11 protein-coding genes and 1 pseudogene are annotated in these 15,907 nt (G+C 66.2%); 10 read left to right on the top strand and 2 right to left on the bottom strand.

Going from position 1 to position 15,907, the window contains the following annotated elements; genetic code table 11:
- Positions 1 to 81: 81 nt before the first annotated feature.
- Positions 82 to 360: a hypothetical protein gene (locus F3J19_RS32460; protein WP_205193415.1), complete on the bottom strand. Its 279-nt coding sequence runs from the start codon at positions 358 to 360 to the stop codon at positions 82 to 84.
- Here F3J19_RS32460 and F3J19_RS31060 point away from each other — a divergent pair.
- From F3J19_RS31060 to F3J19_RS31030, 7 genes and pseudogenes are all read left to right on the top strand, one after another.
- A pseudogene (locus F3J19_RS31060) lies at positions 278 to 2,141 on the top strand (amidase). The gene F3J19_RS32460 and the pseudogene F3J19_RS31060 sit on opposite strands and share 83 nt — an antisense overlap.
- Before the next feature lie 27 nt (positions 2,142 to 2,168).
- Entirely contained in the window at positions 2,169 to 2,741 is a 573-nt protein-coding gene (locus tag F3J19_RS31055; protein WP_205193413.1) for a DUF5132 domain-containing protein, read from the top strand.
- Positions 2,742 to 2,834: 93 nt separating this feature from the next.
- Positions 2,835 to 3,548, top strand: a complete 714-nt coding sequence (locus tag F3J19_RS31050; protein ID WP_167050117.1) for an HMA2 domain-containing protein — start codon at positions 2,835 to 2,837, stop codon at positions 3,546 to 3,548.
- 16 nt (positions 3,549 to 3,564) lie between these two features.
- Positions 3,565 to 5,697: a heavy metal translocating P-type ATPase gene (locus F3J19_RS31045; RefSeq protein ID WP_167050115.1), complete on the top strand. Its 2,133-nt coding sequence runs from the start codon at positions 3,565 to 3,567 to the stop codon at positions 5,695 to 5,697.
- A 173-nt stretch (positions 5,698 to 5,870) separates the two neighbouring features.
- The gene (locus tag F3J19_RS31040; RefSeq protein WP_240159373.1) at positions 5,871 to 6,551 is read left to right on the top strand and encodes an EcsC family protein; all 681 of its coding nucleotides are present in this window, start codon (positions 5,871 to 5,873) and stop codon (positions 6,549 to 6,551) included.
- A 15-nt stretch (positions 6,552 to 6,566) separates the two neighbouring features.
- On the top strand, positions 6,567 to 7,856 hold the full coding sequence (locus tag F3J19_RS31035; protein WP_167050111.1) for a DUF445 domain-containing protein: 1,290 nt from the start codon (positions 6,567 to 6,569) through the stop codon (positions 7,854 to 7,856).
- 189 nt (positions 7,857 to 8,045) lie between these two features.
- A complete protein-coding gene (locus F3J19_RS31030; protein WP_167050109.1) occupies positions 8,046 to 8,762 on the top strand; it encodes a carbonic anhydrase family protein in 717 nt (238 codons plus the stop codon).
- Positions 8,763 to 8,987: 225 nt separating this feature from the next.
- Here F3J19_RS31030 and F3J19_RS31025 read toward each other — a convergent pair whose 3' ends face one another.
- Positions 8,988 to 9,917 carry a hypothetical protein gene (locus F3J19_RS31025; protein WP_167050107.1) on the bottom strand — a complete coding sequence of 310 codons (930 nt, stop codon included), beginning with the start codon at positions 9,915 to 9,917 and terminating at the stop codon, positions 8,988 to 8,990.
- A 135-nt stretch (positions 9,918 to 10,052) separates the two neighbouring features.
- Here F3J19_RS31025 and F3J19_RS31020 point away from each other — a divergent pair, with 135 nt between their 5' ends.
- The 3 genes from F3J19_RS31020 to tagF all read left to right on the top strand — a co-directional run.
- Complete coding sequence (locus F3J19_RS31020; RefSeq protein ID WP_167050105.1) at positions 10,053 to 10,910, top strand: M15 family metallopeptidase; 858 nt, start codon at positions 10,053 to 10,055, stop codon at positions 10,908 to 10,910.
- Positions 10,911 to 11,175: 265 nt separating this feature from the next.
- Positions 11,176 to 15,015 (top strand): type VI secretion system membrane subunit TssM, encoded by a 3,840-nt coding sequence (gene tssM / locus F3J19_RS31015; protein ID WP_167050103.1) that lies wholly within the window; start codon positions 11,176 to 11,178, stop codon positions 15,013 to 15,015.
- Positions 15,012 to 15,907, top strand: an 896-nt coding sequence (tagF, locus tag F3J19_RS31010; protein WP_167050101.1) for a type VI secretion system-associated protein TagF, incomplete at its 3' end; no start/stop codon positions are given. The genes tssM and tagF, both read left to right, overlap by 4 nt.

Genomic DNA, 15,907 nt, shown 5'->3' with positions numbered 1-15,907 from the left:
CGTCTTTATTTAACGGCCTGACTGCCGTGGTTTTCACACGGAGTTTCCCTGATTCCACGGTCTCCCGGCTTATGGTCGGCGCTACGGGTGCCTGGGCTCGCCCCCGTCTTCGGGAAGATGATGCGCGCTGCTCCGTGACACACCGCCGAACGCCTGGTGACGATCGAGCCGCGAGCCCCGCGCGTCATCCGTCGATACCGCGAGGAACGGCTCCAGCCCGAAAAGCCACGCAAAACAGAAAGCGGCTCGCGTCAGCGCCCGCGCCGGCCGTTGCGGCATGTCTTCGCCGGCGCCGTCGAGCGGCGTGCTCGCCAACGGCTGGGATGGGATCGTCTCGGCGGCGGTATGGTCAGCTCGCATGATGGTTCTCGTTATTGATATGGTGTGGAAGCCGACCTGTCACCAACGACATGCCATTCTCCGGGCAACGGATTCTTCGTCCCGTTTGAAACAAGACTATCGTCACGCAAGGGGCCGCTCTGTGCGCTGGCCCGCCAAAGAAGGCGATGGAGTCGGCGGGTGGAATCCGGCGGAAGCTGCGCCTCCGCTCAGGCATGCGGTCCGGGTCCCGATGCCCGCTAATCACGCCGTGTCGCCGCGCTGTCTTGTCGCGGCACGAACCGCCCGCGGCACAAGCCGGCATTTCCAGGCCAGTCAGGCTCGTCGGCTCGTCGATTGTCATGGTATATCCATGCAGTGCGGCCCCATCCGCCGACCCGGTGCCGCGCCCGCCGTCCCTGCGGTCCATTCTCAAACGCCTACCGAAGGACTTCCGCCGATGCAGAGCCCGCTGATCGCCTATACGCCGCCCTCTTCCTACGTCAGCCATGCCGCCGCGTTCCGGAGCGGCGCGACGAGCCCGCTCGCGCTGCTGGAAACCGGGCTCGCGCGCCTCGACGCCCGCGAGCACGAGGTTCGCGCGTTCGTCGCGCTGGCCCTCGAACGCGCGCGCGCCGAGGCGCAGCGCTCGACGCAACGCTGGCTCGACGGCAAGCCGCTGTCGCCGCTCGACGGCATCGCGATCGGCGTCAAGGACATCATCGAAACGGCGGACCTGCCGACCGCCCAAGGCTCGCCGATGTGGACCGGCACGCAGACGCGGCGCGATGCGGCCAGCGTGCAGGCGTTGCGCCAGGCTGGCGCGATCATCGTCGGCAAGACCTCGACGGCCGAATTCGCGGCCACCGAAATGTTCTCGAGCACGGCCAACCCTCACGATCCGCAGCGCACGCCCGGCGGTTCGAGCGCCGGATCGGCCGCGGCGGTCGGCGCGGGCTTCGTGCCGCTCGCCCTCGGCAGCCAGGTGGTGGGTTCGACGATCCGGCCGGCCAGCTATTGCGGCTGCATCGGCTTCAAGCCGACCTATGGCGCACTGAACCGCAGCGGCAGCTTCGACCACCTGAGCCACAGCGCCGCCGGCCTGCTCGGCACGACGCTCGACGACGTCTGGGCAGCGGCTCGCGCCATCGCCTCGCGGGTCGGCGGCGATCCCGGCCATGCGGGTCTCATGGGCCCCGACAGCTTGCCGGACGCGCGCGCCGCGCCGCCTCGTGCTGCTCGAAACCGCGGGCTTGAGCGCGGCGACGCCCGGCGCGCGTGCGGCGCTCGATGCCGCGGCGGCCTGGCTGCGCGAACGCGGCGTGGAAGTCGTCACCCGCGCGCAGGCAGAGGTGGTCGAACAATTCGAACGGGAGCTGGCAGACGGCCTGCTGGAACTGACGCTGTCGATCATCGCGTGGGAATCGCGCTGGCCGCTCGAAGGCTACGCTCAGACCAACGCGAGCGCGATTAGCCATGCGCTGCTGCGGCGCCTCGCCAATGCCACGGCGATGACCCAGCACGACTATGCGGCTGCGCTCGCGCGCCGCGCGAGGCTGCGCGACACGTTCGCCGAGCTGATGGCGAACTGCGACGGCGTCGTGACGCTCGGCGCGACCGGCGCCGCGCCACGCGGCTTCACGTCGACAGGCAACCCCGGCTTCGCGGTGCCGGCATCGATCCTCGGCGTTCCCGCGCTGACGCTGCCGGCGCTGCGCGACGAGAACCTGCCGCTCGGGCTGCAGTTCATCGGCGCGGCCGGCGAGGATGCCGCGCTGTTTTCGCTGGCCCGCTGGTTCGTGAACGAGGCTGCGGGGCGATGATCCGTAACCGCATAGTCGGCATTGCAAATGCTTTTGCAATCAATCGATGAGGAATATGAAATAAGGCGGTCATGGACAAGTCACCCGGTTCGATTAAAAAGAACAACCCGCCCCGAAAACGGGCGACAGGCCGGATCTCTCCAAACAACTGCAGAAAAGGATCACCGAACCATGGGCAAGTACAAAGTCAAACTCGGCGAAGGGGCTGCCTTGGACGAAGAAGGAACCATGTCCGGGCATGCGCGCATGGTTGACGGCGAAGAAGACCATCCGGTTCGCAACGGCGAGGATTTCACGTCGAAGGCGGCGACCGTCGGCGTGGTGGTCGTGGGCGCCGCGCTGTTCGAGGCGGCTCTGATTCCGGGCATTCTGATCGGCGCGGCCGCGGTTCTGGCGCCCAAGTATCTGCCGAAACTGGGCGAGCGCGTGCAGCCGTTGTTCAACAGCACGGTGCGCGGGGCCTACAAGTTCGGTCGCAAGGCGCGTTCGGCCGTCGGCGAGGTGCGCGAGCACGTAAGCGATATCGCGGCTGAGGTGCACGCCGAAGAAGCCGCGGCGGCGGACGGAATCGCGCCGGCCGTCGAGCCCGCCAAAGCCTGATTCCGCCGCTTTGCAGCGCCAGCACGTTGCCTGGGTGCCGTTCCAACCGGCAGGAAGGACTGCACCCTTTCTCCTGCCCCACGTCGATCTTTCATGAGTCAAGTTCCCCACTCTGGTGCCGCTCACCATGACGCCGCGCCTGCGGTAACGAACGATCCACAGCCGCGGCCGGAAGCGTCACCGACGCCGCCGGCGCAGGAGAGCCGTGCCGCCGAACCGGCCAGGAAAAAGAAGCACGTGATCCGTATCGAGCACAAGGTGCCGGGACGCGTGCGCATGCGTATTCCTGGCGCGAAGCACAATCCCGCGTATCTGGAGATGTTCCAGAACGTCTTCATGTCGATTCCCGGCATCACCAAGGTCAAGGCCAAGCACGATACCGGCAGCATCGTGATCCATTACGACCTGAAGCGGGAACGCGAATTCCAGGCGCATTTCCATCACTACTGTGCGCAGAACGACATGTCGGTGCACGCCGCGCTGCCCGGTGATGAAATCGGCGAGATTGCGAAGAAGATCGAAGCCGAGGCCGAGTTCCTGGCCGAGCGCTCCCATACGGTGCGCGTGGCGGTCGACACGATCAGGAAGCTCGACTACCAGATCAAGTCGTTGAGCGGCAACACCATCGATCTGAAGATCGTTCTCGTGGCCGGGCTGGCCGTCGTGACCTTCGCCGAAATCGGTGCGGAAGCGGCAACCCCCATGTGGGTGACGCTTGCGTTGTTCGCCGCCAATCATTTTGTCGAGTTGAAACACGAGGGGCACGCGGCGCCAGCGGCCGCGCCGATGTCTTCGGCCGCACGCTGAGCCAACCGGAAGCCACATGGAATTTTCCATCCGTCACGCGATCCCCGGTCGCGTGCGCCTGCACGTGCCCGTGCTGTGCGCACCGTCCCCGCTCGCCGAATCCGCGCTGTCGTGGCTCAAACAACAGGATTTCATCGACGACGCCTGCATCAAATACGATTGCGCGAGCCTGATTATTCATTACGAGCCCGCGAAACTCGACGAGGTCGATGCGCTGCTCGAAATGCTCGAAGGCTTCAGCCTGGCCGATCTCGGGCAACTGCTCCAGTACCTCGATCCGACCGGCGGCGCGCGCGCGGTCGGTGCCGCGCGCAGTCAGACGGTGCCGGAGCGGCCGCGCTGGCCGTTGGCGTTGCCGAGTCTGTCGCTGGCCATGGCGTTCTCGTCGAATCCCGTGCTGTTCGCGCTCAACGTCCCGTTGATGCTGCACAACGCATTCCCGATCTTCAGGCGTGCCTGGCATGTCTGGCGTACCGAGCAGCGTCTGAACGTCGACTTCCTCGATACGCTGGCGATTTCGGTGTCGATCGGCCAGGGCAACATGGTGACGGGCGGCGTGATTACCTGGCTGATCCGCCTTGGCGACTGGATTCGCGATCTGACCGCGGCCGGCTCGAAGCGCGCCGTGACCGAGCTGCTCGAATTCCAGAGCAAGACGGCCTGGGTGGTGCGCGACGGCGAAATCGTCGCCGTTCCGGCGACCGAACTCGCGGTCGACGATTCAGTGGTGGTCTATCCGGGGGAGATGATTCCGGTCGACGGCGAAATCACCCACGGCCACGGCATGATCGATCAGAAGACGATCACGGGCGAAGGCTTGCCGGTGTCGCGCAAGGCCGGCGAAGCGGTATTCGCGGCCACGGTGCTGCGCGAGGGGCAACTGACGCTGCGCGCGCTGCGCGTCGGCGCGCAAACCACTGCCGGTCAGATCGCGCACCTGGTCGACTCCGCGCCGATCGGCGACACGCGCATGCAGAACCACGCGGAACGCTTCGCCGACCGCCTCGTGATGCCGACGCTTGGCCTCGCGATCGGCACGGCGCTGCTGTCGCGCGATTTCAACCGTTTCCTGTCGCTCGTGATCGTCGACTTCGGCACCGGCATTCGCGTCGCGGCGCCGACCGCCGTGCTGTCGTCGATGACGCACGCCGCGCGCGCCGGCATCGTGATCAAGAGTGGCGGCCATATGGAAAAGCTGGCGCAAGTCGATACCGTGGTATTCGACAAGACCGGCACGCTGAGCGTCGGCACGCCTCATGTGGTGCAGATGCAATCGTTCATGCCGAATATTTCGTCAGAGCATCTGCTCGAACTCGCGGTGGCGGCCGAAACGCATCTGCAGCACCCGGTGGCCGAGGCGCTGCGCGAGAAAAGCCGCGAACTGCGGCTATTGCCGCCGCCTTGCGATGAGACCGAATACCGGATCGGCCTCGGCGTGGAAGGCCAGGTCAACGGCTATTACATGCATGTCGGCAGCGAGCGCTTCCTGCGCCAGAACGAAATTCGCGTCGACCACATCGCGGCCGAGCGCACGGCGATCGACGCGCGCGGCTGCTCGAGTCTGTACGTGGCGATCGACGGCAAGCTGGCCGGGCTGATCGCCTACGAAGACCGGATTCGCCCGGAGAGCCGGGACATCGTCGAGACGCTGCACCGCATGGGCATTCGCGACACGATCATGCTGACCGGCGACAACGCCGTGGTCGCGCGCGCGGTGGGCGAGCGCGTCGGGCTGACCCGTCAGGTAGCCAACATGATGCCCGCCGACAAGGCCGAGGTGATCTTGCAGTTGCAGCGGGAAGGGCGCGTCGTGGCGATGGTCGGCGACGGCATCAATGATTCGCCCGCGCTCAGCTTTGCCGATGTCGGCATCGCGATGAAATACGGCGCGGATATCACGCACGAGTCGGCCGACGTGGTGCTGATGGAAGATTCGCTGTGGAAGCTCATCAAGGCCATCGAGATTTCGCGTGGCGCGGTGGGCCTTATCAAGCAGAACTATGGAATCGTCGCGGCGATGAACGCGGTCGCCCTGGGACTGGCCCTGCCCGGCGGGCTGGTCAGCCCCGAGATCACGGCCGTCATCAGCAACGGCTCGGCGATCGTTGCCAGCCTGAACGGCATTCGACCCGCGTTGCGCCGCTCATGAAACCGTCCGCACCGGCCAGGACCGGCCACGCCATGACCTCGCAACATCGGCGCGAACTGAGCGCGGCGGTGGATAGGCTCGAACATCCGCACTTTGCCGCGCGGCTGGCCGATTATGCCGGCCAGCCCCTCAATGCGCTGGTCGAGCATTTTCCGGGCGGCCTCAACCGGCGCATGCGCGAGGTCGTGCAGTCGGCGATTTTCCGTTGCCTGGAGCTGGCGATCAACTCGCTGGACGAAGGCCCCGACGCGGTGGGCAGCGCATGGATGAGCAAGCTGATGATCGGCGCGGCCGGTGGCATCGGCGGCTTTTTCGGGGTGATGGCGCTACCGGTGGAATTGCCGTTGACCACCGCGTTGATGCTGCGCGCCATCGCCGAGATTGCGCGTGCCGAAGGCGAGGATCTGAGCCGGCTCGAGACCCGCCTCGCCTGTCTCGAGGTGTTCGCGCTCGGCACGCACGATACGCTGGGCCGACGCAATGAACTGAACGCCGGTTACTACGCCACGCGCCTGATGTTGACGAAACTGACCGTCGACGTGGCCGCGCTCATTTCGGAGCGGGGAGCGGTCAATGCCTCGACGCCGATCGTCGCCAAGCTGGTCGGCGAAATCGTCGGGCGTTTTGGCCTGATGGCGGCGGATATGTCGGCGGCCAGCATGGTGCCGGTACTCGGCGCGGTGGGCGGCGCCACCTTGAACGTCATTTTTGCGGATCACTTTCACCGTGTCGCGCGCGGACATTTCACGATCAGGCGTCTGGAACGCATCTACGACAGCGAGACCGTTCGTCATGCATATCAACAGTGCTTACAAGTGCCTGCGCCCCGGTTGCCGGCGAAGCGCGCGTCCTGACTTCGGCCTGGCGTAATGGTCAGCAAGCCGCCGAGGGGCTCCGACGCAACCGCGGCGCGGTTCGCGGTCAACCTGCGCCGCATCGAGCTCAGACGCATGCGCTGGCTGGCGGGCGGCTTGCTGCTTCTGATGCTGATCCTGTTCGTCGCGACTTCGATCGCGATAGCGCGGATGCACTGGCCCTGGCTCGCCTATGTCCATGCGTTTACCGAAGCGGCGATGGTCGGCGCCTGCGCCGACTGGTTCGCGGTCGTGGCGCTGTTCCGTCATCCATTCGGCGTACCGCTGCCGCATACCGCGGTGATCGCGCGGCACAAGGTGCGGATCGGCGAGAGTTTCGGCGCTTTTGTCGCGAGCAATTTCCTGACGCCCGCGGAAGTGACGGGCCGCCTCGAAGCGATTGACGCGGCGGGCTGGGCGGCACGCTGGATTCGCGCTCCCGAGCATGCCGCGCAGGTTGCCGACCGTTTGCAGCATCTGTTTCCCTTGCTGCTCGACTCGCTGGGTAGTCGCGAAGTGCGCGACTACAGTCTCGGCCTCGTGCGCAAAGGCATCGATTCCATTGCCGCGGCGCCGCTGCTCGGCCGCTTGCTGTCGGTGCTGGTGGCGCGAGGACATCATGAGGCCACGTTCGACACCGCACTGGACCGGGCGCAGGATTTCATCGACGCGCATCAGGACAACATTCGCCGCGCGGTCTCCGGCAGCAGCGCGCGCTGGGTGCCGGGCTGGGTCGACGACAAGGTGACGGACGCGTTCCTCGCCGAGTTGCAAAAAACCATCGACGCGGCGCGTGAGGACCCCGGGCATGTCTGGCGCCGGCAGTACCGCGGCATGCTCGACGGCTTGATGACGCGTCTCGCCGACGACCCGCAACTGCTCGAAGAGGGCGAGCGGATCAAGGCGGAAGTGCTCGACGGCGCGGTGCTGGACGGCTACCTCGAATGGCTGGGCACGGAGGCCGGCGACAGGCTGCAGGTCGAACTGGCGGCGCGCGAGGGGGTGCTGCAGCAAGTCCTCGCGCGTGGCCTCGCGGCAGCCGGCGAGTGGCTCGATACGCATGCCGAGGTCAGCGTGCTGGTCAATCGCTGGGCGCAGCAGCTTGTCTACACCGCAATCGTGCCGAACCGCAGCGAGATCGGCGGCTTTATTTCGGGCGTGGTCGCCCGCTGGGATACCGCGACGCTGATCGACAAGCTCGAACTGCAAGTCGGCAAGGACCTGCAATTCATCCGTATCAACGGGACGCTGATCGGCGGACTGGTCGGATTGGGCATCTTCGTGGCGGAACGTCTGCTGTCGTGAAGCCAGCCCGTCGAGCGCGCAGCCGCCCGGCCGCGGGATGTCATGGCGCTGTCTTTGCCGTTGTACAAGATGCAAACGGATGTGGCCCGGCAACCGCGCCCGAACCCCGCCGTCGTTGCCGCTGCTTTGCTTGTGCGCCGGCCAGCGCCGTCGCGCCGATGCACCATCGTCGACCCGAGAGGTAATTGCATGTCAAACCCGATCCGCCCGATTCCCGCGCAACATGCCGAGGCGGCTTCGCCGTCGCAGGACGACCCGCTCGACTACCGCCATCAGAAAGAATGGCACCTCGAATCGGGCGAATCGCAGTCGCCGATCGAGATCCGCGGCGAGGACGTTACCTTGGCCGAATGCACGCCCGACGAGAACGACGCGATCGTGATGCACGTGACGGGCGAAGGCGCGAGCGTCGTCGATAACGGCAACACCGTGCAGATCGTGCCGGCGAAGAGCGCCGCGACGATTCGCGGCCGTCACTTCAGGTTGATGCAGGCGCATTTCCACGCGCCGGCCGAGCACACGATCGACGGCCTACGCCATCCGCTCGAAGGGCACTTCGTATTCAAGGCGCAGGACGGCCGGCTTGCGGTAATTGCGGTGCTATATCGCGAGGGGGCCGGCAACGAACAATTCGCCGCGCTCGTGCGCGCCGCGCAGCGCGACGTTCGCGTGCCGCTCGACTCGTTCGACGCCGCTGCGCTCGTGCCGGACTGCATGAACTGCTACTACCACTATCTCGGCTCGCTGACGACGCCGCCGCTATCCGAAAACGTCGAATGGTACGTGCTGAACGAACCGGTCTCGCTGTCGGGTGCGGACATAGAAGCGTTCCGGCAGCACTATGCGTTCAATGCGCGCGACACGCAGCCGCTAAACGGCCGACCCCTGCTGAAATATACGTTGTGAGTCTGGGGCGATCGGCGCGCAGGACAAACGCGCCGCGCGCAAGAACAGACTCCAGGCGCGCGGCAGCGATGCCGGCTTGACCGGCTCGATCTACGTGATGCCGCGCCGCCGCTTCCCGCGGATACGGCGGCAGCAGCATGGCTCATGATGCGCGGCTCGCACTGAACCGTGCCAGCACACATGCACCTCTGAACAACGCCAGCGCGTCATTCAAAGGTGCGCGGCTCAATGCTCGGTACTCACGCGCGCCGCCTCGGGGCACGCCGGGTCCTTGCCCCAATGCCCGTCGCACACGCGCCAGCGGCACAGCTGATCCTCGAAGAAGCCCCGCTCGCCGCAGGCCTTGACCTGTTCCGCCAGCGTCAGCGGCTTGCCGGTCTGCACCTTCGCCTTCGTCGTATGCACGGCGGCGTCCTTGCCGTTCGCGGGCTTCGTGCGAGCGACCAGCACGGCCAGCAGATCGGCATCGGAATCATCCTTCTGGCCGGTCGCGCGCTTGTCGTGCCGCTTCTTCGCGAGAGCTTCCTCCCTGGCGTTCGCGGCATGCCCGGCGGCCTTCGCTTCGTGCCGGGTTTCGGCAGCCTTGGCCGCATGCTTGTGGTTCGGATTCGCGGACGCGCTGGCAATAGGTACGGTGGGCACGGCGCCGGCGGACGGCGCGCTCGCCCCCGCATCGCGCGCGCCGTCGGCCAGCGCGCGGGAAAGCCGGGCATCGTCCGGGACCGCCGCCGACGCACCGGCATCGGCGGCCTCATTGGCGGCCTGTTTCGCGCCGGCGGAATCGTCATCGGCCACGATGGTGGCCGCTTGCGGCGCCGAAGCGGCCGCGGGCAAGCTGGCCGCGACCGCGGGGGCTTTCGCGCCGCTGTCCACGGCGGCGACGACCGCGGGTGTCGCGTGGCCCGCAGGCTCGCCACGCTCGAATACGTGCCACGCGCCGAAGGCGGCGGCGCCGATCACCAGCAGTGCCGCCACCGCGAGCGGCGCGCGTGAGCGCCCTTCGCGAGGCGGTGAGGCTGGCGGCACGACGCGGCCCTCGAGATTCGCGAGGATGCGTGAGCCGCCAGGCGGCGCGCCGGGCGCGTTCGCATCGGCGGCTTTGTCGGCCAGCAGGCTGGGCGGAGCTTTGGGGGTGGAGTTGTCCGGCGCACTCATTTACTGTCTCTTTCGAATCGTGCTCATTGAATCGGGCCTGTTTCACCGCAATAATACGAGGCGGCCCAGCTTCGGGCAGCGCTGATTCTAAAATCAAGCTTTACAAAAAACAATTACCACCACGCGGGTTCGCTTTTGGTCGCCATTGCTCTCGTCGTCTATTTCGCCATTGCCGTGCCGCTCGCCGCGCTATTGCTATTGCCGGCCGTGCGTGCGACGGTTTTCAGCACGCTATTCGAATTGCATAGCGTAATTATTCGTCGCGCGTCGACAAGCGCGACTCACGCGCGCAGCCACCTTTTTAGATCGGCAAGTTTTTCCCATTCGCGAATGACCGGCCTGAAAAATATACTTATCAGGCGGCGCTTGCCGATTTTCATTACCGCATGTATTCTTGCGACGCCGCCGCTGATTGCAATTGCATTGCGCGGCCATCAGCTATTTCAATACGATGACACACCCCGGGTACCGGACGAAAAAATCGCTGCCCTGCTGAACGGCGAGCAGCTGATTCCGCCGCCACCGCTGCCTCCCGAGGCCTTTACCACGAAGGAGGTCGAGCAGGTACGGCCCGAGCTGCACGATGCGAGCCGCGACTGGAATCTGCTGGATGCCGATTTTCGCACGCGCCTATTGCTCGTCTATAAAATCATGCGCGAGCAATACGGTTATGAAATGGCATTGCTGGAAGGTTACCGCAGCCCCGAGCGGCAAAACCGGCTTGCGCAAATGGGCGGCAATGTGACTAATGCGGCGGCCTTCCAAAGCTATCACCAATACGGACTGGCGGCCGACAACGCATTTCTGCGCGACGGCAAGCTCGTCATTTCAGAAAAAGACCCCTGGGCGATGCGGGGCTATCAGTTATATGGCCAGGTGGCCGAACAGGTAGGACTGACCTGGGGCGGCCGTTGGAAATTGATGGATCTGGGCCACGTCGAATATCACAAACCCGGCTTCGTACTGGGTCGCGCGCCGGCAAATGTCAAATGAGGCGCGACAGGAAATAAATGGGGAGTTTTATGGGGCGTTCATTCATTCCGCTCGGTGACAAAACCGACCTTGCCGCCCATCACGGCGACAACACCTCTGGCGGCGCCGCATCGGGCGCCGCGCCATCCGCTTCCCGCCCCGGCCGAACATGAATCCCCCCATGCGTCCCGGCTGCCACGGCCGGCTTTGCCCGAGCGCGCAGCGCACGTGACGCCCCCGCACACCACGACAAACAGCACCCAAGGCACCAGGACCTGACCGGCTTATGCAACGCCTCCTCAACGTGTTGACTCACAAGCGCACGCTCTCCATCATCGGCGTGATCGCGCTCGCTGCCGTGCTGATCATCGCCGCCGACGCACTACAGATCGACCTCGTGTGGGTCGCCGTCGTGCTCGGCGCGCTGCTCGTGATCCGGCTTCTGTTCTGGCTCTGGCAGCGCATGCGCGTGCGCCGCGCGAACCGCAAGCTCGGCGACATGCTCGAACAGCAGGCGCAGACCGAGAACGGCCCGGCCGCCCCCGCCGGGCCCACCGGGCAGGCGGATCTGGATGTGCTGCGCACCCGGCTCGTCGACGCCGTGAAGACCATCAAGACCTCGAAGATCGGTCAGCTTTCCGGCGGCTCGGCGCTCTATCAGCTGCCGTGGTACATCGTCATCGGCAACCCGGCGGCCGGCAAGAGCAGTGCCGTGCTGAACTCGGGCCTGCAGTTCCCGTTCGCCGACAAGCACAACGCCGTGGTGCACGGCATCGGCGGCACGCGCAACTGCGACTGGTTCTTCACGACGGAAGGCATCCTGCTCGACACGGCGGGCCGCTACTCGGTCCACGAGGAAGACCGCAGCGAATGGCTCGGCTTCCTCGGTCTGCTCAAGCGCTACCGTCCGAAAGCGCCGATCAACGGCATCATCGTCACCGCGAGCATCGCCGAGCTGACGGGCAACCGCCCCGAGTTCGCGATCAACCTCGCGAAGAACCTGCGCCAGCGCGTGCAGGAACTGACCGAGAAGCTCGAAGTGTTCGCGCCCGTCTACGTGATGTTCACGAAGGCCGACCTGATCACCGGCTTCACCGAGTTCTTCAGCGGCAACGACCGCCAGGAATACGACCGAGTGTGGGGCGCGACGCTGCCCTACGAGCCCGACGAGAAGCGCGACATCGTCGCGCTGTTCGACGAGCGCTTCGAGGAGCTTTACGACGGCCTCAAGGAAATCAGCATCGCGCAGATGTCGATCAGCCGCGGCAAGCAGCTTGCGCCGGGGCAACTGAGCTTCCCGCTCGAATTCTCGGCGATCAAGCCGGCGCTGCGCGCGTTCCTCGCCACGCTGTTCGAGAACAACCCGTTCCAGTACAAGCCGATCTTCCGCGGCTTCTATTTCACGAGCGCGCTGCAGGAAGGCGAGACGAACAGCGCCGCCGCGCAGCGCATCGCGAACCGCTTCGCGCTTGCCACGGACGATCTGCCCAAGCCGCACAGCGCGTTCTCGAAGAACGGCTTCTTCCTGCGCGATCTGTTCTCGAAGGTGATCTTCGCGGACCGGCAAACGGTGCGGCAGTTCGCGAGCCCTGCCAAGACGCGCCTGCGCTATGCCACGTTCTTCGGCTTCGTCGCGGTGCTCGCGCTCGCGCTCGGCGGCTGGACGTGGTCGGCCATCGGCAACCAGCAGCTCGTGGCGAACGTGCAGGCCGATCTCGACAACGTCGAGCGCCTTCAGCAGAACCGCAACGACCTGCAATCGCGCCTGCAGGCGATGGACATTCTCGAAGACCGCATCGAGCAACTCGAACAGTTCCGCCGCGACCGGCCGCTCGCGGTCTCGCTCGGCCTCTATCAGGGCGACCGGCTCGAACAGCATCTGCTGCAGGAGTACTACAGCGGCGTGAAGCAGATCATGCTCACGCCCGTCTCGCAGAATCTCGCCTCGTTCCTCAAGGACGTCGACGCGCACCCCGAACTGCTGGCGCCGCTCTCGCGCGCGCCCGATGCGGCCGCGACGCCCGTCTCGGCGCACACCGCGATGGCGGCCACGAACCAGGGCGGCCTCTATAGCGACGCCTCGCCCACCAGCGTCGAAGACGCCTACAACGCGCTCAAGACCTACCTGATGCTCTCCGACAAGCGCCATGTCGAAGCGGCGCACCTGAGCGACCAGATCGCGCGCTTCTGGCGCGGCTGGCTCGAAACGAATCGCGGCAACATGCCGCGCGACGAGATGATCAAGAGCGCCGAGCGCATGATCACGTTCTACCTCTCGCGCGTCTCCGACGACGACTGGCCGATGATCGACGCGAATCTCGCGCTCGTCGACCAGACGCGCGAAGACCTGCGCCACGTGGTGCGCGGCATGCCGGCCCGCCAGCGCGTCTACGAGGAGATCAAGGCGCGCGCCTCGACGCGCTTCGCGCCGATGACGGTCGCGCGCATCGTCGGCGACACCAACACTTCGCTGATCGCGGGCAGCTACGCGATTTCCGGCACCTTCACGCGCGAGGCGTGGTTCCAGTACGTGCAGCCCGCGATCCGCGACGCCGCGACGAAGGAGCTGCAGGCGAAGGACTGGGTGCTCAACACCTCGGCGCAGGACGATCTCACGCTCGAAGGCAGCCCCGAGCAGATCCAGAAGGCGCTCGTCGCGATGTACAAGACCGAATATGCGGAGAACTGGCAGAAGTTCATGCAGGGCATCGCCGTGCAGGACTTCGGCACGTTCGGTCAGGCCGTCGACGCGATGAACCGCCTCGGCGACCCGCAGGACTCGCCGATCCGCAAGATCCTCGAAACCGCCTACGACCAGACCTCCTGGGACAACCCCTCGCTCGTGCACGTGAGCATCAGGCACGCGGAAAGCGGCGTGATGGGCTGGGTCAAGCAGTGGTTCTCGCGCAGCCCGGTCACGGCCAACCTCGACCTCAACGGCAATCCGGTCGAACCGTCGATGGGCCCGATCGGCCAGGCGTTCGCGGGGCTCGGCCGCATGGTCGTCACGCACGACAACGCGTCGCTGCTCGGCGGCTACATGGACACGCTCTCGAAGGTGCGCACGCGGCTGAACCTCATCAAGAACCAGGGCGACCCGGGTCCGGGCGCGCGTCAGCTGATGCAGCAAACGCTCGACGGCAACGGCTCCGAACTCGCCGATTCGCTGAAGTTCGTCGACGAGCAGATGCTCACGGGCCTGACCGACACGCAGCGCAAAACGCTGCGCCCGCTGCTCGTGCGGCCGCTCATGCAGGCCTATGCGGTCGTGATCCAGCCGGCGAGCGTGGAAGTCAACAAGGTGTGGAACGCGCAGGTGTACCAGCCGTTCCAGGCTTCGCTTGCCAACAAGTACCCGTTCTCGGGCACCGCGAAGGTCGAGGCCGGCGCCAGCGAAATCGCCCAGATGTTCGGGCCGGACGGCGCGATCTCGAAGTTCGTCGGCACGACGCTCGGGCCGCTCGCCGTGCGCCGCGGCGACACGCTCTCGGCGCGGACCTGGGGCGACATGGGCCTCGCGCTCACGCCCGACTTCACCAGCGGCTTCGCGCGCTGGGTGGCGCCGCTCTCGGGCGGCGCGGCGGGCGCGGGCGCAGGCGGCGCGAGCGAACCGCAGACCGTGTTCCAGATCCTGCCGCAGCCATCGAGCGGCACGACCGAGTACACGATCGCCATCGACGGCCAGCAGATGCGCTACCGCAACACGCCGCCGCAGTGGAGCAACTTCGTGTGGCCCAATCCGCAGGGCACGCCGGGCGCCTCGCTGTCGGCCACCACGTTCGACGGCCGCACGATCCAGCTCGTCAACGAGCCGGGCCGCTACGGTCTCGAGAAGCTCATCAACTCGGCGCAACGCACGCGTCATCCGGACGGCACGTTCGACCTCACGTGGACGCAAGGCAGCGTGACAGTGTCGGTCAGCATGCGCATCGTCAGCAGCTCGCAGCCCACCGCCGCGAGCGCCAGCGCGCCGCAACAGCAAGGCCTGAGCGGCGTGCAGTTGCCCTCGTCGATCGCCAGCACCGGCGCGGCCAACCCGGCTGCGGCCGCAGCTACGAGCGGCACCGGCGCGGCACCCGCCACCGTGGCGACGACGCCCAACCAGACAGGAGGAACCGCGCAATGACGCAGTCCGTTCAGGCGCAGATCGCGTACTTCGGCAAGATTCCGTCGCGCGGCGACTTCGTCAAAAGTGCGCACAATCCGCAGTTGCTGCAAACGCTAGACCGCTGGATCGCCCAGGCCATGGAACTGCTCGCCGACGACCCTCGCTGGAAGATCGTTTACGGCGACGCCCAGCCGATGCATTTCGCGTTTCTCGGCTCGCAGAGCAAGCTCGCGATCGCGGGGCACATGGTGGCGAGCCACGATCAGTCGTCGCGGCGCTTTCCGTTTCTCGCCGCCACGGCGCTCGAAGTCGAGCAGCCGCTCGCCTTCCTCGCGCGCAGCCCGCTCGCGTTCGCGCGGCTGTGGTCGCGCGCCGCCCAGCAGATGCAGCCGCTGCTCGGCGCGAATGAACCGGCCGGCGCGCTGCAGGCGCTCGGCGAAACCCAGGTGCCGGTGGACGTGGGCGGCACGGGCAACCCGCACGACGGCACCTTCAACGACTTCGTCGAGCACCAGACGCTCGAAGGCCTCGAACGGATGCTGCTCGCGAGCGGCCACCCGGTGCGCCTGCGCGGCGCGATGCTCGCGCTCGGCTCGCTGCTGCGGCCCGTGATGACGAGCGGCTCGTCGCATCTGGAGCGCGGCCTCACGCTGCCGCTGCCGACCGACCCGTTCTACCGCAGCCTCGTCGCCGCGTTCTGGCTGGAGCTGATCGCGCCGTTCGTCTCGAAGGCCGACTTCGAACTCGCGATCTTCATCGGCACGATCGCGCAGCGCGAGCGGCTCATCATCGGCTACGCACGCGGCATGATCGATCTGTACATCGAACAGATGACGTCGCGCCAGAATGTCATGGGGCCGGGGGGCGCGGCACAGAACCCGTACGTGAAGGACAAGCTCGGCAACGCCGC

The organism is Burkholderia sp. Ax-1724, assembly GCF_011752995.1.
In the GTDB taxonomy this organism is placed as follows: domain Bacteria; phylum Pseudomonadota; class Gammaproteobacteria; order Burkholderiales; family Burkholderiaceae; genus Paraburkholderia.
This window is presented reverse-complemented; position numbering and strand designations above follow the sequence as displayed.

Excerpts from the sequence above, each read along its gene's own strand:
- F3J19_RS31030 (WP_167050109.1), top strand. The coding sequence starts at position 8,046 with ATGTCAAACCCGATCCGCCCGATTCCCGCGCAACATGCCGAGGCGGCT.
- F3J19_RS31040 (WP_240159373.1), top strand. The coding sequence starts at position 5,871 with ATGCGCGAGGTCGTGCAGTCGGCGATTTTCCGTTGCCTGGAGCTGGCG.
- tssM (WP_167050103.1), top strand. The coding sequence starts at position 11,176 with ATGCAACGCCTCCTCAACGTGTTGACTCACAAGCGCACGCTCTCCATC.
- F3J19_RS31045 (WP_167050115.1), top strand. The coding sequence starts at position 3,565 with ATGGAATTTTCCATCCGTCACGCGATCCCCGGTCGCGTGCGCCTGCAC.
- F3J19_RS31055 (WP_205193413.1), top strand. The coding sequence starts at position 2,169 with ATGCTTTTGCAATCAATCGATGAGGAATATGAAATAAGGCGGTCATGG.
- F3J19_RS31050 (WP_167050117.1), top strand. The coding sequence starts at position 2,835 with ATGAGTCAAGTTCCCCACTCTGGTGCCGCTCACCATGACGCCGCGCCT.
- F3J19_RS31025 (WP_167050107.1), bottom strand. The coding sequence starts at position 9,917 with ATGAGTGCGCCGGACAACTCCACCCCCAAAGCTCCGCCCAGCCTGCTG.
- F3J19_RS31035 (WP_167050111.1), top strand. The coding sequence starts at position 6,567 with ATGGTCAGCAAGCCGCCGAGGGGCTCCGACGCAACCGCGGCGCGGTTC.
- F3J19_RS32460 (WP_205193415.1), bottom strand. The coding sequence starts at position 360 with ATGCGAGCTGACCATACCGCCGCCGAGACGATCCCATCCCAGCCGTTG.